This is a genomic window from Spirosoma sp. SC4-14 (assembly GCF_037201965.1).
In the GTDB taxonomy this organism is placed as follows: domain Bacteria; phylum Bacteroidota; class Bacteroidia; order Cytophagales; family Spirosomataceae; genus Spirosoma.
Genome location: NZ_CP147518.1, coordinates 605936 through 622382, shown reverse-complemented (window position 1 = coordinate 622382; position 16447 = coordinate 605936). Strand labels below are relative to the sequence as shown.

Sequence of the window (16447 nt, the reverse complement as noted above, 5' to 3'; positions counted from 1 at the left end):
CCCTCCCCCAAGAGGGCCTTTTTTGTTTAATGTCCTTTTAACGCCCTACATCACCCGCTTATAGCTTGATAAACCAACGGTTATGCAGTATATTTGAGAAACGTTCGGCATAATCACCAACAGATACCCAATGTGTCTATTGGTTTTATCGCTACATTTGCGCCGATATTTTCTATTCGTTATATGAACGCAACCTACCTCCCGGCCGACTATCTGCCGGTGCTGATCCAGCTTGGTTTAGCGCTTGGTTTCATCGTTACAACGATGATTGTAACGCACTCAATCGGGCCCAAGCGGCATAGTCAGAAAAAGGATGACCCATTTGAGTGTGGAATTCCCGTTCAGGGCGATGCAAGAACGCCAATCTCCATCAAATATTTCCTGATTGCCATTCTCTTCGTCCTCTTCGATGTAGAAGTAATCTTTCTTTATCCCTGGGCTGTGAATTTTAAGGGCTTAGGTATAACGGGCTTTATAGAAATGGTCCTGTTTATGGGTCTGCTTCTGGCTGGTTTCTATTACATCATCCGGAAGGGTGTCTTGAAGTGGGAATAGTCTTAATAAATGAATTTTAGAGCATATTTATTCGTTGTTATAGTAACTAACTACAACCGCAACGGCGGACCGTGTTCTTTATGGCAAGTGATATTAAGCTGGCAGAAGCCCCGGCAAGCTACGATGGCCCAGGTTTCTCAGCCACTTCATTCGATAAAATTATTGGTTTAGCACGGGCAAACTCCCTTTGGCCGCTGCCCTTTGCAACCTCCTGCTGTGGTATTGAGTTCATGTCTACAATGGCCTCAACCTACGATCTGGCACGCTTTGGTTCAGAACGGCCAAGTTTCTCACCACGTCAGGCAGATATGCTTTTAGTGGCAGGTACCATTGCTAAAAAAATGGCTCCAGTGGTTAAACAGGTGTATCTTCAAATGGCCGAACCTCGCTGGGTTATTGCCATTGGTGCCTGTGCGTCGAGTGGAGGTATTTTCGACACATACAGCGTTTTGCAGGGTATCGACCGTATCATTCCCGTCGATGTTTATGTTCCAGGCTGCCCCCCGCGGCCCGAACAAATTCTGGACGGTGTGATGCAGGTGCAGGAACTCGCTAAAAACGAGTCGCTGCGTCGCCGGAATACCGAAGAATATCAGAAATTGTTGAACTCATATAGCATTCAATAAACAGAATGATCGAACTACGGTCCGCCGTTGCACCCCATGGATTGAATTGGTGAGAACGTATTAATTCAATCCATAAGGTGGTCAATCATTCAACTATTTACCCACTCCACTATGCTGACCAACGAAGAAGTTGCGCAGACGATCATTAATCAGTTTGGTGAGGCCGTCAGTGATTTTGATGACCCCTATGACCTGCTAACCTTTTCGACAACCAGAGACACAATTCTTCCTCTGATTGCTTACCTAAAAGATCATCCGACTTATCAGGTTGGCTTCTTAACGGATATTACGGCCGTACATTACCCCGACTCGGCTGGTAAAGAGTTTTGTGTCGTCTATCATCTGCACAGTCTGATCAACAACTTCCGGCTACGCATCAAAGTCTACCTTTCGGCCGATGATATTCACATCCCAACCGCAACTTCGCTCTTCGCCAGTGCGAACTGGATGGAACGGGAAACCTTCGATTTATTTGGCGTAATTTTCGATGGACATCCCGACCTTCGCCGAATCCTGAATATGGAGGAAATGGATTATCATCCTATGCGTAAGGAGTATCCACTCGAAGACGCAACCCGACACGATAAGATTGACGAATTGTTTGGACGATAAATAATGGTGAATTAGCGAATGAGTGAATTAGCGAAAATTTATTTAGGCTATTTATTCACTCATTCGCTAATTCACTCATTCGCTAAATAAATATGGTTTCTGAAGAACTTGACATAACAAACAAAAATCTGCCCGCCGAACAGGGTCCGGTACAGTACGTCAATGAATTGACGACGCTTAACCTTGGTCCTACTCACCCGGCAACCCACGGCATATTCCAGAATGTTCTGCAAATGGACGGGGAGAAAATTGTGTCGGGCGAGCAAACCATCGGCTATATTCACCGGGCTTTTGAGAAAATTGCCGAACGTCGGCCATTTTATCAAATTACGACCCTTACCGACCGAATGAACTACTGTTCGTCGCCCATTAATAACATGGGCTGGCATATGACAGTCGAGAAACTGCTCGGAATTGAGGTTCCTAAACGAGCGCAGTATATTCGGGTTATCATGATGGAACTAGCCCGGCTGGCTGATCACCTGATTTGCAATGGTATTCTGGGTGTAGATACGGGCGCCTTTACGGGTTTCCTGTATATCTATCAGGAGCGTGAAAATATTTACGAAATCTACGAAGAGATCTGCGGGGCACGTCTGACAACAAATATGGGGCGCATCGGTGGTATGGAGCGTGATCTTACTCCTACTGCTATTCGTAAGATTAAAGAGTTGCTGGAGCGTTTCCCTAAAGTATTACGCGAGTTCGAAAACCTGTTCAATAGAAACCGGATTTTCATGGATCGTGTTATCAACGTTGGCTCTATTTCTGCCGAACGGGCTCTTAGTTATGGCTTCACTGGTCCTAACCTGCGGGCCGCCGGTGTCGACTACGACGTGCGGGTAATGAATCCATATTCGTCTTATCAGGATTTTGAATTCGATATTCCAGTTGGCCAGAATGGCGACACCTACGACCGGTTTATGGTTCGAAATGCAGAGATGTGGCAAAGCTTGCGAATTATTCAGCAGGCAATGGACAACCTGCCCGAAGGTTCCTACTACGCCGATGCGCCTAATTATTACCTGCCGCCCAAACAGGAAGTCTATAAAAACATGGAAGCACTCATTTATCACTTTAAGATTGTGATGGGTGAAATTGATGCTCCAGTCGGTGAAGTTTATCATGCCGTTGAAGGGGGCAATGGCGAACTGGGCTTTTACCTGATCAGCGATGGAGGCCGCACACCATACCGGTTGCATTTCCGGCGTCCATGCTTTATATATTATCAGGCCTATCCTGAAATGTGCAAAGGCCTAACCCTGTCAGATGCAATTGTAATTATGAGTAGCATGAACGTCATTGCCGGTGAGTTGGATGCCTAGTCGGGCCTGTCGGGCACGTTGCCTACCGGGTCGCCTAAGCGATATATAGTTTTTAGTCTATGAGCAATACTGTTGAAAATAAGACGGTAGTTTTCACTCCAGAGCGTCTGTCAAAAGCGCAGGAAATCATTGCCCGCTATCCAGAAGGTCGGCAGAAATCGGCATTATTACCGCTGCTTCATCTGCTACAGGAGCAGGAAGGCTGGACTAGCCCCGAAGGCATGGACTATGTAGCCCGCCTGCTCGACATTCAGCCCATTGAGGTCTATGAAGTGGCTACCTTCTACACCATGTACCACCTGGAGCCAGTCGGTACGCACGTTATCGAGTATTGTCGTACCGGTCCCTGCTGTCTGATGGGTGGCGAAGATGTGCTGGCCCACCTCAAACAACGGCTTGGCATCGATACCGGTCAAACAACCGTAGACGGACGTTTTACGCTGAAAGAAGTAGAATGTCTGGCAGCCTGTGGTATGGGCCCGGTATTCCAGATACGGGAAAAATACTACATGAATCTGACCAACGAACGTGTAGACGAAATTATTGACGAGTTGTCGAAGTAACCATGGCTACCAAAATTTTAACCGAGCATATTAACGTTCCAGGCATCGAAACCTTCGATGTATACCGGAAACAAGGTGGATATACTGCCGTTGAAAAAGCGCTCAAGACAATGACGCCAGAAGCCATTGTTGAAGAAGTGAAAAAATCGGGCGTTCGGGGCCGGGGTGGGGCCGGTTTCCCAATGGGTATGAAATGGAGTTTTCTGGCCAAACCCGAAGGCGTTCCCCGATACCTTGTCTGCAATGCCGACGAATCGGAACCGGGCACCTTTAAGGATCACTACCTGATGAAAACCATTCCACATTTATTGATCGAGGGAATGATCATTTCATCGTTTGCATTAGGCGCCAACAAATCGTTCATCTACGTTCGGGGCGAACTGATGTATGTGATCCATATCCTTGAAAAAGCCATTGCAGAAGCAAAGGCAAAAGGCTTTTTAGGGAAAAACATTCTGGGCACAGGCTATGATCTCGAACTGGTTGTTCAGCCAGGGGGTGGTGCCTATATCTGCGGTGAAGAAACCGCCCTGCTCGAATCGCTGGAAGGCAAACGCGGAAACCCGCGCAATAAACCACCATTCCCGGCCGTAAAAGGCCTCTACCAGTGCCCTACCGTAGTTAATAACGTCGAATCAATTGCAACTACATCCTGGATTGTTAATAATGGTGGCGATGCTTATGCAGCAATCGGTATTGGCCGTAGCACCGGCACAAAACTGATTTCGGCTTCGGGTCATATTAATAAACCTGGCGTTTACGAAATCGAACTGGGCGTTCCGGTCGAAGATTTCATCTTTGCCGATGAATGGTGTGGCGGAATCCGGCCTGGTCATAAGTTTAAAGCACTTGTAGCAGGCGGATCGTCAGTGCCTATTTTGCCTGCCAATCTGGCGCTTACACTGGCTAATGGAGATAAACGACTTATGTCGTATGAATCGCTGTCAGATGGAGGCTTTGCTACAGGCACGATGCTTGGCTCGGGTGGTTTCATTGTGTTTGACGAAACCTCCTGTATCGTTCGTAATACCTGGAATTTCTCTCGGTTCTACCATCATGAATCATGCGGTCAATGCAGCCCCTGCCGCGAAGGAACCGGCTGGATGGAAAAAGTTCTTCATCGCATCGAGTACGGTCATGGCCATCAGCAGGACATTGACTTGCTGGTCGACGTATCGAAAAAAATTGAAGGAAATACCATCTGTCCTCTGGGCGACGCGGCAGCCTGGCCGGTTGCCAGCGCGATCCGGCATTTCCGCGATGAATTCCAGTGGCACATCGACCATCCGGCCGAAGCAACCCAACCAGGGGCTGTTTATCGGGGCGATATGGCTCTGGTATAAAGTAATGCGGCTAGTTAGCCGCTCAATTAGTTAACCGAGTCGCGGCTTATTGGCCGCGCTATAGATATGGAAGACGTAAAGCCGCAACTCTTGAAAGTCACTATCGACGGAATAGAAGTCGAAGTGGAGCCGGGTACGACCATTTTACAGGCTGCCCGCAAGATTGGCCCCGAGGTGGCTCCTCCGGCCATGTGCTACTATCAGCCATTGAAAGGTAGTGGCGGCAAATGCCGGGCTTGTCTGGTGCGGGTAGCTGCCGGTTCGGCAAAAGACCCGCGGCCAATGCCCAAATTGGTTGCGTCGTGTTTGACGGCCGTTCAGGATGGAATGGTAGTTGAAAATACAACCAACCCGCAGGTAGTTGATGCCCGGAATGGCATTGTCGAATTTCTGCTGCTGAATCACCCGCTCGATTGCCCGGTTTGCGATCAGGCTGGCGAGTGCGATTTGCAGAACTTCGCGTTCGATCACGGAAAAGTTACAACTCGTTACGAAGAAGATCGTCGTACGTTCGAAAAACACGATTTGGGCCCCTATGTGCAATTGCACATGACTCGCTGCATTCTTTGCTATCGTTGCGTATTCACTGCCGATCAGATTACGAACAAGCGGGTTCATGGTGTGCTGGGACGGGGCGATGCCGCCGAAATTGGAACGTATATCGAAAAAGCAATCGACAACGATTTCTCGGGTAACGTTATCGACGTATGCCCGGTTGGCGCGCTGACCGATAAAACATACCGGTTCAAAAGCCGGGTTTGGTTTTCGAAACCAGTGGATGCTCACCGCGATTGTCCAACCTGTTCGGGGAAAGTTACGCTCTGGGAGCGCGGTGAAGAAGTGATTCGTGTAACGGCTCGCAAAAACGAGTGGAATGAGGTTACGGAGTTTATTTGCAACACCTGCCGCTTCGAAAAGAAAAAAACCAGCGACTGGGTCATCGAAGGCCCAACCAAAATTTCGCGGAGTTCGGTTATCTCGGCCAACAAATACCGGGGCGATACGATTAAACCAAGCTTTGGTCAGCGGCTGGCGGCTGCCGAATACAAACCCATTCACGATGAGCGGGATACGTCGCAGCTACAAATTCAGCAGCTTCCACCTGAGCGTTTTGCCAAAGTGCTACCCTCAGCGCTGGACCCCGAACCTTGATCAGTTTACAGTAAAATAGTTTACGGGTTTCAATAGTCGATGGCCCTACAGGAGTTGGATTGTGGCCAGGCAGAGCCACCGACTATTGAAACCCATAAACTGAAAATTTTAAAAAATGGACCTAACCGTATTACTAGTTAAAGGAATCATTATCCTGGTAATTTTTGGGATAACACTCCTGATTGCTACCTATTCGACCTATGCGGAACGTAAGGTAGCGGCTTTTCTGCAGGACCGGATTGGCCCAAACCGTGCCGGACCATGGGGATTGCTGCAGCCAATTGCCGATGCCGGTAAAATGTTTTTCAAAGAAGATTTTATTCCGTCGCAGGCCAGCAAATGGCTGTTTATCCTGGGCCCATGCCTAGCCATGCTCACGGCGCTAATGTCGAGTGCAGTAATTCCATTTGCCGACAGCATCCGATTTGCCTGGGATAAAGTCAATTACGAAATTCCGGTACAGGGTATCGAAATCAACATTGGGGTGCTGTACATTTTTGGCGTTGTGTCGCTAGGCGTATATGGCATTATGGTTGGCGGATGGGCCTCGAATAACAAGTTTTCGTTGCTTGGCGCCATTCGGGCGGCATCGCAGAACATCAGCTATGAAATTGCCCTTGGCCTTTCAATGATTGCCATTCTGATGATGACAGGTTCGCTTTCGGTTCGGGCCATTGTGAATGAACAGGCCAGTTTCTTTGAGTGGAATATTTTCACCCAACCCCTTGGCTTTGTTATCTTCCTAACCTGTGCCTTTGCCGAATGTAACCGTACTCCATTCGATCTGCCCGAATGTGAAACCGAACTGGTTGGTGGCTATCATACCGAGTATAGTTCCATGAAACTGGGATTCTATCTGTTTGCGGAGTACATCAATATGTTTGTGTCGTCGGCATTTATCTCGGCGCTGTATTTTGGCGGATTCCACTACCCCTTTATGAATGAAGTCGGGAATGCGCTCGAAAACTCACTGGGTGTCGTTGCCGGTCATAACCTGGCTACTGTAATTCAGTTTGTGGTTTTCTTTGCCAAAATTTTCTTCTTTATTTTCTTCTTCATGTGGGTTCGGTGGACACTGCCACGGTTTCGCTACGACCAACTGATGAACCTGGGATGGAAAACGTTGATTCCACTTTCGATTCTGAACGTGGTAATAACAGGCGCTGGGCTGCTGTATAATTTCAAATATGCAAGCTGGCTGATTGCTATTGTTATGATTGTACTGGCTGCCATGTCGACGGCAAAATCACCGAAACGGGAAGTAGTGCCGCAATAGACCTCTCACCCCAATGAGGTATTTACGGATTTTATCAGTAGTATTTGGGGATAATATGGACGAAACGAATTAACCCTCTCGGGGGTTGGGGGATATGCAATTAACTAATCGCTCAAAACAAGTCAGCAACAAGGAAATGACGCTGGCGGAGAAGATGTACCTGCCTGCCGTAGTTGGCGGTCTGGCTATCACGATTCGCCACTTTTTCCGCAAAAAGCCGACGATTCAATACCCAGAAGTAAAGCGGTATTTGGGACCAGTTTATCGGGGCCATCACGTTCTGAAACGCGACGAACAGGGCCGTGAACGTTGTACGGCTTGTGGTTTATGCGCAGTTGCCTGCCCGGCAGAAGCCATTTCGATGGTTGCGGCTGAACGTAAAAAAGGAGAAGAAAACCTGTATCGCGAAGAAAAATACGCTGCTGTTTACGAAATTAACATGCTGCGTTGCATCTTCTGCGGGCTTTGTGAAGAAGCTTGCCCCAAACAGGCCGTTTATCTCCGCCACGATCGTATGGTACCTGTTTTTCAGGAACGCGACGAAGTGATTTATGGAAAAGATCGCCTGGTCGAAAAAATGGATGATCGTTACATTCGTGTAGCCAATTCAGAAGTAAAAGCAACGCCAACCGAACCCAGTCTGACTCGGGCTGCTACCTAGGCTGATTTCCCCATCGTTCTACATTCACCTGAACTATGACTGAAGTTATAAATTTCTTTAAAACACTGACGCCTACCGGCTATCTGTTTCTGGTCTTAACGGCCATTACGATCTTTTGCGCAATTGGCGTTGTAACGGCCCGGAACCCTATCTACAGCGTTCTGGCTTTGATTGCTACGTTTTTCTGCCTGTCGGGACATTATATTTTGCTGAATGCTCAGTTTCTGGCAGCGGTAAATATCATTGTGTATGCAGGAGCCATTATGGTACTTTTCCTGTTTACGATTATGTTCCTGAATCTTCGGAAGGACGATGAAGAATCGAAAACCAATCTGACCAAAATGGCATCAGTAATTGTTGGCGGTTTGCTCATGGTTATGCTGATCACTATTTTCCGGGCTAAAAGTGCACAGGTACCAACCGTCAATCAAATGACGTTTAGTTCTAAAACCGGATTGGTAGAGAATTTAGGAAATCTGCTTTACAGCGATTATATTCTTCCTTTCGAGCTTACGTCGGTCTTGTTTCTGGTGGCAATGGTTGGTGCCGTTATGCTTGGTAAACGCGAAGCAGGCGATCGCCATTTCTGATCAGGATTTATGTGGTTTTCTGATTTATGTGATTTCCAGCCGCTCAAATGAGCGGCTTATTTTTTCCTGACTTATGCAACGTTATTTGTTTCTACTCCTATTGCTGGTTGCAGCCGGGTCTGCATATAGCCAGCTACTAACCGATTCGGTACTAATTGAAGGGCACCAACGGACATTTCATTTTCTGAAGCCAGCGCGAAAAAATGCAACGCTGATTTTTGTCCTACATGGGTCAGGAGGCAACGGCGTGGGCATACGCAACGGAGCAAAAAAACTGGAGGATATTGCGCCGAAGGAAAATCTACTGCTGGTATATCCCGATGGTTACAAACGATTCTGGAACGAATGCCGCAAAACCGCCAATTCAGATGCCAATCATGAAGATATAAACGAAAACGCGTTTTTCGGTAGCATGATCAGCTTCTTTGAAAAACAGTATCAGATCAATCCCAAACAGGTATTTGCCATTGGCACATCGGGCGGAGGGCACATGGCCTATAAACTGGCTTTAACAATGCCCGAAAAGTTTCGGGCTATCTCGGCAATAATCGCCAACCTGCCCGATACCAATAATCTCGACTGTCCCGAAAAGCGGATGCCCATTCCGGTTCTGATTACCAATGGCACCGACGATACAGTGAATCCCTACAATGGTGGTGAAGTTATAACCGGCACAATCAGTTTAGGGCTCGTCCGCTCTACCGATCGAACATTTCACTACTGGGCCAATCTGGCAGGCTATACTGGTCAGCCTACCGAGAAAAAACTGCCTGATACTGACCCTACCGATGGTAGAACCATCGAACAATATACCTATAAGCAGCCAGGAAAGCCCGAAGTTACGTTGCTAAAAGTAATTGGCGGTAAACATGATTACCCCAACGATATAAATGTTTATCTCGAATCGTGGGCGTTCTTTCAACGGCAGCTAACGCAATAAAGAATAATAGTATGCTTGCATAATATTTTCGCCTGACGTTGTAATTATTCCGGCAAAAAATGAGTTATTGCAGTGAGTTTCCTGCTTAACCAGTAATCAACAGTCTAGTATATGGACGCATATATTGTAGCCGGATATCGAACCGCAGTGGGTAAAGCCCCTCGTGGAGGTCTCCGTTTCACCCGCCCCGACGATATGGCGGCTGAAGTTATCAAGCACTTACTAAACCAGGTTCCTAACCTCGACCCCGCCCGCGTTGAAGACCTAATCGTTGGCAACGCCGTACCTGAGGCCGAGCAGGGCATGCAGATTGCCCGGTACATTGCTTTACTTTCGCTCCCCAAGAGTGTACCTGGCATGACCATCAACCGTTACTGCGGCTCAGGACTTGAAGCCATTGCTATTGCATCGGCAAAAATCCATGCCGGTCTGGCCGATTGCATCATTGCCGGTGGCACCGAGTCGATGTCGCTGGTTCCGGTTATGGGCTGGAAAACAGCGCTGAATTACGAAATCGCAAAAACGCACCCAGACTATTATATCGGCATGGGCTTGACTGCCGAACAGGTAGCGCAACAATTTAAGATCAGCCGCGACGCGCAGGACCAGTTTGCTTACGAATCGCATCAAAAAGCGCTGGCGGCTCAAAAAGAAGGTAAATTCGCAGACGAAATCGTTCCGATCAACGTTAGCGAAACCTATTTTGATGCCCAAAGTGGCAAAAAGAAAACGCGCCAGTGGACGGTAGCCCAGGACGAAGGCCCACGGGCCGATACGAACGCCCAAGCACTCGGTAAACTGCGGCCCGTTTTTGCGGCTGGCGGATCGGTAACGGCTGGCAATTCGTCGCAAACGTCCGACGGAGCCGCTTTTGTTGTGGTCATGTCAGAGCGGTTGGTGAACGAATTAAATCTTCAGCCCATTGCTCGTATGGTTTCCTACGCTACCGCAGGTGTAGAACCACGGATTATGGGTATTGGTCCTGTAGCTGCCATTCCTATCGCTTTGCAAAAAGCGGGACTAAAGCAGGACGACATCGAACAAATCGAATTAAATGAGGCTTTTGCCGCTCAGTCGCTGGCCGTCATTCAGGAGTTGGGTCTTGATCGTAGCAAGATTAATCCAAACGGTGGAGCCATTGCCCTCGGGCATGCGCTTGGTTCAACGGGCGCTCGCTTATCGGTTCAACTGTTGAACGAAATGCGCCGTCGCGATCAGAAATACGGTATGGTGTCGGCCTGTGTGGGCGGAGGTCAGGGCGTTGCCGGCATTTTCGAGCGTCTGAATTAAGACTATCCTTTTTCATAACAGAACGGCCTTGATTTCTTCAGAGAAATCAAGGCCGTTCTGTTATGAAAAAGGATAGTTCAGCAAAAGAGCTTACTTCGCTCCTTTTTTAAAGATGCTTTCGTCGACAGGAGCATTTATTTGCACTTTGTCGGTCGTGAAGGTCAGTGTGCCCATCTGTCCGCCTACAATTTCCATTGTCTGTGCAAACTGAATTCCATCCACGGGCTTATAGTCACTAAAGGCAATTTCGCCTGTTTGACCATTAACATTTCGCACAAGTTTGCTAAGCAAGTATGTATTGGCATCGAGGTATTCATCAAAAGCTTCGCCATCTTTAGTCGTTACTTTCAGATGATAAGCGTCTTTGCCATCTACTTTCTCCTTACCAACCAGTTCGATCTTGTTCCCTTTATCTTTATAGTTGACCAGTGCACCAAATGGGTCGAGCTGGCCAACCTGCTGCTTCACCATTTCGGCAGGCATATCTTCGGGATCGCCGGTACCGCCCATCATTGCCGGGCGAACCATCCAGCCTGTTCCACCATCGACAACCTGAATCATCGAATTTCCCATCACCGACGATTCTGACCGCAAAGCTTTACCCACAACCATTATTGTTTTACTGGGGATCTGCATACCATTTACGGAAAGCGACCGGTCAATGACCAACGTTTTAACTCCAGCCAGTTTGTCGGCTCCACCAAGGGCAGCCACGTGTTTGTCGACTAGCTCATCGACCGTTTGAGCGAAGGTATTTACAGCTAAAAAAGCGGCCAGCGTGGTAGCCAAAAATTTGTTCATGTTCATGTAGGCGTAATTTACTAGTGAAAACCTGGGTGAATATAGATGTTTTTTACGGACGAGAACCACCGGCTCCACCGGCTGGGCTTTGGCCTCCCGATTGCGTTTGGCCACCTCCATCGGTTTTCACATCATCGTTATTAACCGATTTGGCTTTCTTGCGAGGAGCCTCTACTGTCATTTTGCCAATTTTATAGGTAAATGTCAGACGAATGCCCCGATTATACAAGTAAACGTCACTTACCTGATTGAACTGCGTCGAATTCAGTACCGTCTGAATATGCCAGCGGTTAGCCAGGAAATTTTCGGCGGCCAGGCCAACACTTCCTTTCTTATTAGGGAGGTCTTTTTTCACGCCGAGCGAGTAAAATCCAAACCCGCCCTGGCGACCCTGCAACTGCACCTGCGAGCCCTGCATAAAGGCAAAGCCCTGAGCGCCCCAGCCATTTTTAAACTGAGCCGAAGCAAACGTTCCACCCCCAATGGTCATACCCGTGTTGGTTACCGTTTCTGACAGGCCGTCCGATCCGGTCGTTTCGCCAGTCAGGCGCGTATAGAAGGTGTTTAGAAACAAACCGATGTTTATTTTCGACGTCAGGCCAACATTAGCAAAAATATTGGTTCCGTATGCCTGCTGATGGCCAATGTTCTGATACGTTGTCACAATAGCTCCGGCTAGTGTATCGGAAGGCTGACGTACCTGTGTAATGGCATTATTGGTAACTCGGCCAAAGAAGGTAGCATTGATAAAGGTTTTCTTAATGGTTTTGCTAACACCCAGTTCAAAGTTATTGGTTAGTTCAGGGCGTAACTTGGGATTACCCACCGTAATGTTCTGTGGGTTGGCCGTATTGAAGTTCGGGTTAAGTTGTTGCAGACCCGGCCGCTGAATGCGTCGGTTAAATCCAAGTTTCAGCGTTGTCCCTTTAATCGCTTTGGAAACATTCACACTCGGTACCAGCACACCATAATCACCAACACCCAGATTAGTACCGTCGCCATTTGTGGCATCGATAAAGGTGTGTTCGTAGCGTAAGCCCCCTTTCATGGTATACCGGTTTTTGGTGGTATACGTATATGAAGTATAGCCCGCAGCAATGTTCTGGTGATACAACAGCGAACCGGCCGTACCATTGTTTTCGGTGGTAAAATCACCCGTTGGGCCGCCAAGCAGATAGCGATAGTCGCTATTCACTTGCCGAAAAATACCTTTGGCTCCAAACTCCAGCATCTGGTTTTTCTTGATAGGAGTCTGATAATCTGTTTGAAGCGTAAATTCCTGGTTAACGTTCTTGTTCAGGTTTTTCTGACGACCGGTCAATTCGCCAACACTATTCAGCAGATTTGCACTGAAATCATTGGTCAGATCGTTGCGGCTATACAATGTCGAAACGCTCCACTCCTGCCCCGGTTTGAAGGTGTGCAGATAATCAACGTTGGCATCAACAGTACCCGACAAATTCTTGGTATCTACGTTCCGGCTTGAGCTTAACCCCAGCGTACCGTCGGTAAACAGTTGCGTAAGCAGATCCTGCTTATTTTTCATATTCCGTACGCCATAGCGCACACCTGCCGTCAGGCTTTGATTTTTGGCAATGTCGTAGTCGAAACCCAGATTATATTGACCAAACAGGAACGACGAATTGCCATTGCCTGCTTGCCGGGTAAGTGTTGAAACACCATCCACAACACTCGTCTGATCGAGGTTGGTTTTCGTAGGCGTATTATAACCACCTCGTCCAAATCCACCCAGCGTAAAGCCCGTTTTTCCTTTACGGTAGCTTCCGTTCAGCGAAAGCATGGAACCACGATTTCCTACACCCGAATCGATATTGAGGTTTAAGCCTTGCAGGTTATTCTTCTTGGTAATGATATTGATAATACCACCCGACCCTTCGGCATCATACTTGGCCGATGGGCTGGTAATCACTTCAACGGTTTTGATCTGATCGGCCGGAATTTGCTTGAGCGCGTCCGAAACGCTGCTGGCAACAATCGTCGACGGCTTGTTATTGATAAGAACTTTAATGTTTTGGCTACCACGAACCGATACATTTCCATCCAGGTCAACCGTTAGCAACGGAACTTTGCGCAGCACATCGGTAGCATCTCCGCCTTTAGCCAATATGTCTTTATCGGCATTATAAACCAGACGGTCTACTTTCTCTTCAATCAGCGTAGCCTGCCCCACTACCGTTACTTCGCTCAGCGTTTTCACATTCGAACTAAGCTGGATAGTGCCCAGATCGAGGCTTTGACCGTTTGCGATCTTAACATTGTCGATTGTTTTATTACGAAAGCCAACAAAGCTAACCAGAATGCGGTACTCGCCAGCCACCAGTTTGTTCAAAGTAAACTTCCCTTTTTCGTCGGCTACCGTGCCATCCACAGGCTTATCGGTTGTTTTATTGTAGAGAGCAATACTGGCGAACTCAACAGCTTTGGCCTGAGCCGAATCCGTTACGATCCCTGAAATACGGGCCGTTCCTTTTGGGCTCTGGTCTCCTGCTGTGCCTGGTAATGCTTTGGTTTGTGTTGATGAACCACCCACCATCGGGAACTGGGCACGGGCGGATGAACTGAAATAACTAACCAGCAAACAGACAGCGATTAGTAAAATGTGCGGTTTCATACGTGTTTGATTTACGATGCAAAGGTGCAACCGCCCGCCGACGTCTGAAAAAGAAAAAGGATAAGCTCGCAAAACAACCGGATAAACATCGGTTTTTGCCCGACGAATGAAAACCATCAACGACCCAACCAGTCTTTAAAGTCTGATAAACGACTCTGGCTCACAAATACCTCCTCACGAGGAACCGGACGAAGCTCTACCTTTAGCTTACCCGCCGAATACACATGAATCGCCTGAATAGCTGTCCGCGCTACCAGAAACTGACGGTTTATTCGAAAAAACTGCGAGGGGTTCAGCATACCACTCAACTGATCGAGACTATATTCAAGCGGAAGTAGTTGCCCTTCTTTTGTGGTCAGAAAAGTCGCTTTTTCCTCCGAAACGAAATAAGCTATTTCGCTCGTTTCAACACTCCGGATTTTGGTGCCAATACTAACCATAAAGCGCTCTTTAAAGGGCGACTCCCGAAACTGCTGCATCACCTGAAGCAGGTTCGCTAAATCGGGACTTGACGATACGCTCCGCAACGTCTTGAATTTTTCCAGCGCATTAACGAGTTCATCGTAATCAACAGGTTTCAGCAGGTAGTCGATGCTATTGACCTTGAAGGCTTTAATCATATACTCGTCGTAGGCCGTCGTAAAAATAATGGGGGTGGTCAACTGAATCTGTTCAAAAATTGCGAATGCCAGCCCATCTTCCAGATGAATGTCCATCAAAATCAGGTCAGGAACCGAATGCTGACTTAACCACGCAACCGACTCTCTGACCGATGGCAATTGGGCCAGAATGTGTATGCTGGAATCATACTTTTTGAGCATTCGCTCTAGTTGGCGAGCAGTACGATCTTCGTCTTCAATAATAAGTACGTTCATCATTTTAAAGAGTGAAAGAGCGTATGAGGCTCTTTCGCTTTTTAGTTTATAAGTGGGATTTTAACAACAAACAAACCCTGGTCTGCACCAAACCAAACGGGGCGATCCGTTAAAAGCGAATACCGATTAACAATATTTGCAAGTCCTACGCCGGTTGATGGTTCCGGCTGGTCGCGTACCTGAATGGGGTTTTCAACAATTAGCCAATCCTGATCCGTATAGACACGTACCCGCAATTTCTCCTGGAGCGACATCCGATTATGTTTGACCGCATTTTCGATCAATAGTTGCAAGGTCAGTGGAGCAATGCGGTATGAGTTCTGAATAGGCGGAGAAACATCAATAAACACATCGAATTTGTTTTCAAAGCGAATCTTGAGCAGAAACGTGTACGACTGAATAAAGTCCAGTTCGGTCATGAGCGGCACCAAATCCTGATCGCGCTGTTCGAGAATATAGCGATATGCTTTAGATAATCGCTTGATAAATTGTTCCGACAGGTCAATGTCTTCATGAATCAGTGAGGTAAGAATGCTCAGACTGTTAAACAGAAAATGAGGGCTCAACTGACTCTTTAGGGCTTCAAACTGGCTCAACAGGGCTTCTTTCTCTAGCCGCTCGGCCTTGAGCTGAACATCCTTCAACTGCCTGAACGACCGCTCGCTAATGGTTAGATAGAAGGCTGTTAGCACAATAACGATCGAAAATACATTGTTTGCCCGCTGAATATAAGTTAACACAACCGGCGGAAATGGCGATCGATCGCGCTCCTGAGGTAATGAGGGAATGATAAGCTTAGCCAAAGCTGCCAAGCCTCGTAGAATTAATTCAAGAGACTGAGTGAATAGAATGGCCAGCGCAACCGATAAGGCGAGCGTAAATAGAATAGACCGCCAATCGGACTGCATCAGGAAATCGCTGCCGAACCGGTTCGATAATTGCCGCTGGCACCAGTCAATACCGCTAATCCAGAGGTAATACAGCAGCAGATTGATCAGACTGAATACCAGAAAAAAGGGAATTATATGAATCAGCGTAGCTGTATTGCGAGCTTGCTCAGGCAAATTAATATAAAGCAGCAATGGCGAAAAAAGTACCAGTAAACGAACAGCTAGTTGCCATTTCTGAGTCGATGTGAGCCGATTATCCATAAATAGGGTAAGCCTACAATGTAATAAAACTAATGGTAAGTCTCAGTCTGCCAGC

The 16447-nt window shown here is 47.6% G+C and carries 16 protein-coding genes; 12 read left to right on the top strand and 4 right to left on the bottom strand.

Translation table 11 applies throughout. The features are described 5' to 3' along the window. Positions 1 to 183: 183 nt before the first annotated feature. The 12 genes from WBJ53_RS02645 to WBJ53_RS02590 all read left to right on the top strand — a co-directional run bounded on the left by WBJ53_RS02645 (position 184) and on the right by WBJ53_RS02590 (position 10933). Positions 184 to 555 carry an NADH-quinone oxidoreductase subunit A gene (locus WBJ53_RS02645; protein WP_338874495.1) on the top strand — a complete coding sequence of 124 codons (372 nt, stop codon included), beginning with the start codon at positions 184 to 186 and terminating at the stop codon, positions 553 to 555. An 80-nt stretch (positions 556 to 635) separates the two neighbouring features. Next, a complete protein-coding gene (locus WBJ53_RS02640) occupies positions 636 to 1181 on the top strand; it encodes an NADH-quinone oxidoreductase subunit B (RefSeq protein ID WP_338874494.1) in 546 nt (181 codons plus the stop codon). A 111-nt stretch (positions 1182 to 1292) separates the two neighbouring features. Then, the gene (locus WBJ53_RS02635) at positions 1293 to 1793 is read left to right on the top strand and encodes an NADH-quinone oxidoreductase subunit C (protein ID WP_338874493.1); all 501 of its coding nucleotides are present in this window, start codon (positions 1293 to 1295) and stop codon (positions 1791 to 1793) included. Positions 1794 to 1885: 92 nt separating this feature from the next. Further along, positions 1886 to 3118, top strand: a complete 1233-nt coding sequence (nuoD, locus tag WBJ53_RS02630) for an NADH dehydrogenase (quinone) subunit D (RefSeq protein ID WP_338874492.1) — start codon at positions 1886 to 1888, stop codon at positions 3116 to 3118. A gap of 59 nt (positions 3119 to 3177) precedes the next feature. Further along, a complete protein-coding gene (locus WBJ53_RS02625; protein ID WP_338874491.1) occupies positions 3178 to 3681 on the top strand; it encodes an NAD(P)H-dependent oxidoreductase subunit E in 504 nt (167 codons plus the stop codon). Between the two features lie 2 nt (positions 3682 to 3683). Then, positions 3684 to 5024, top strand: a complete 1341-nt coding sequence (nuoF, locus tag WBJ53_RS02620; protein ID WP_338874490.1) for an NADH-quinone oxidoreductase subunit NuoF — start codon at positions 3684 to 3686, stop codon at positions 5022 to 5024. 66 nt (positions 5025 to 5090) lie between these two features. After that, the gene (locus tag WBJ53_RS02615) at positions 5091 to 6176 is read left to right on the top strand and encodes a 2Fe-2S iron-sulfur cluster-binding protein (protein ID WP_338874489.1); all 1086 of its coding nucleotides are present in this window, start codon (positions 5091 to 5093) and stop codon (positions 6174 to 6176) included. 115 nt (positions 6177 to 6291) lie between these two features. After that, complete coding sequence (gene nuoH / locus WBJ53_RS02610; RefSeq protein WP_338874488.1) at positions 6292 to 7452, top strand: NADH-quinone oxidoreductase subunit NuoH; 1161 nt, start codon at positions 6292 to 6294, stop codon at positions 7450 to 7452. A 94-nt stretch (positions 7453 to 7546) separates the two neighbouring features. Then, a complete protein-coding gene (locus WBJ53_RS02605) occupies positions 7547 to 8113 on the top strand; it encodes an NADH-quinone oxidoreductase subunit I (RefSeq protein ID WP_338874487.1) in 567 nt (188 codons plus the stop codon). A 35-nt stretch (positions 8114 to 8148) separates the two neighbouring features. Then, positions 8149 to 8703 (top strand): NADH-quinone oxidoreductase subunit J, encoded by a 555-nt coding sequence (locus tag WBJ53_RS02600; protein ID WP_338874486.1) that lies wholly within the window; start codon positions 8149 to 8151, stop codon positions 8701 to 8703. A 73-nt stretch (positions 8704 to 8776) separates the two neighbouring features. Then, complete coding sequence (locus WBJ53_RS02595; RefSeq protein ID WP_338874485.1) at positions 8777 to 9643, top strand: poly(3-hydroxybutyrate) depolymerase; 867 nt, start codon at positions 8777 to 8779, stop codon at positions 9641 to 9643. A gap of 111 nt (positions 9644 to 9754) precedes the next feature. After that, on the top strand, positions 9755 to 10933 hold the full coding sequence (locus WBJ53_RS02590; protein ID WP_338874484.1) for an acetyl-CoA C-acyltransferase: 1179 nt from the start codon (positions 9755 to 9757) through the stop codon (positions 10931 to 10933). 90 nt (positions 10934 to 11023) lie between these two features. Here the strand turns inward: WBJ53_RS02590 and WBJ53_RS02585 are convergent, their stop codons facing one another. The 4 genes from WBJ53_RS02585 to WBJ53_RS02570 form a co-directional block, all read right to left on the bottom strand. Beyond that, complete coding sequence (locus WBJ53_RS02585; protein WP_338874483.1) at positions 11024 to 11734, bottom strand: outer membrane lipoprotein-sorting protein; 711 nt, start codon at positions 11732 to 11734, stop codon at positions 11024 to 11026. 52 nt (positions 11735 to 11786) lie between these two features. After that, the gene (locus WBJ53_RS02580) at positions 11787 to 14366 is read right to left on the bottom strand and encodes a TonB-dependent receptor (RefSeq protein ID WP_338874482.1); all 2580 of its coding nucleotides are present in this window, start codon (positions 14364 to 14366) and stop codon (positions 11787 to 11789) included. A gap of 116 nt (positions 14367 to 14482) precedes the next feature. Next, positions 14483 to 15241, bottom strand: a complete 759-nt coding sequence (locus WBJ53_RS02575; protein WP_338877144.1) for a LytTR family DNA-binding domain-containing protein — start codon at positions 15239 to 15241, stop codon at positions 14483 to 14485. Positions 15242 to 15282: 41 nt separating this feature from the next. Next, positions 15283 to 16392, bottom strand: a complete 1110-nt coding sequence (locus WBJ53_RS02570) for a histidine kinase (protein ID WP_338874481.1) — start codon at positions 16390 to 16392, stop codon at positions 15283 to 15285. Positions 16393 to 16447: the final 55 nt, after the last annotated feature.

What these genes read in the sequence shown, in the direction of transcription:
- WBJ53_RS02645 (WP_338874495.1), top strand. Translation starts at nt 184, where the DNA reads ATGAACGCAACCTACCTCCCGGCCGACTATCTGCCGGTGCTGATCCAG.
- WBJ53_RS02640 (WP_338874494.1), top strand. Translation starts at nt 636, where the DNA reads ATGGCAAGTGATATTAAGCTGGCAGAAGCCCCGGCAAGCTACGATGGC.
- WBJ53_RS02635 (WP_338874493.1), top strand. Translation starts at nt 1,293, where the DNA reads ATGCTGACCAACGAAGAAGTTGCGCAGACGATCATTAATCAGTTTGGT.
- nuoD (WP_338874492.1), top strand. Translation starts at nt 1,886, where the DNA reads ATGGTTTCTGAAGAACTTGACATAACAAACAAAAATCTGCCCGCCGAA.
- WBJ53_RS02625 (WP_338874491.1), top strand. Translation starts at nt 3,178, where the DNA reads ATGAGCAATACTGTTGAAAATAAGACGGTAGTTTTCACTCCAGAGCGT.
- nuoF (WP_338874490.1), top strand. Translation starts at nt 3,684, where the DNA reads ATGGCTACCAAAATTTTAACCGAGCATATTAACGTTCCAGGCATCGAA.
- WBJ53_RS02615 (WP_338874489.1), top strand. Translation starts at nt 5,091, where the DNA reads ATGGAAGACGTAAAGCCGCAACTCTTGAAAGTCACTATCGACGGAATA.
- nuoH (WP_338874488.1), top strand. Translation starts at nt 6,292, where the DNA reads ATGGACCTAACCGTATTACTAGTTAAAGGAATCATTATCCTGGTAATT.
- WBJ53_RS02605 (WP_338874487.1), top strand. Translation starts at nt 7,547, where the DNA reads ATGCAATTAACTAATCGCTCAAAACAAGTCAGCAACAAGGAAATGACG.
- WBJ53_RS02600 (WP_338874486.1), top strand. Translation starts at nt 8,149, where the DNA reads ATGACTGAAGTTATAAATTTCTTTAAAACACTGACGCCTACCGGCTAT.
- WBJ53_RS02595 (WP_338874485.1), top strand. Translation starts at nt 8,777, where the DNA reads ATGCAACGTTATTTGTTTCTACTCCTATTGCTGGTTGCAGCCGGGTCT.
- WBJ53_RS02590 (WP_338874484.1), top strand. Translation starts at nt 9,755, where the DNA reads ATGGACGCATATATTGTAGCCGGATATCGAACCGCAGTGGGTAAAGCC.
- WBJ53_RS02585 (WP_338874483.1), bottom strand. Translation starts at nt 11,734, where the DNA reads ATGAACAAATTTTTGGCTACCACGCTGGCCGCTTTTTTAGCTGTAAAT.
- WBJ53_RS02580 (WP_338874482.1), bottom strand. Translation starts at nt 14,366, where the DNA reads ATGAAACCGCACATTTTACTAATCGCTGTCTGTTTGCTGGTTAGTTAT.
- WBJ53_RS02575 (WP_338877144.1), bottom strand. Translation starts at nt 15,241, where the DNA reads ATGAACGTACTTATTATTGAAGACGAAGATCGTACTGCTCGCCAACTA.
- WBJ53_RS02570 (WP_338874481.1), bottom strand. Translation starts at nt 16,392, where the DNA reads ATGGATAATCGGCTCACATCGACTCAGAAATGGCAACTAGCTGTTCGT.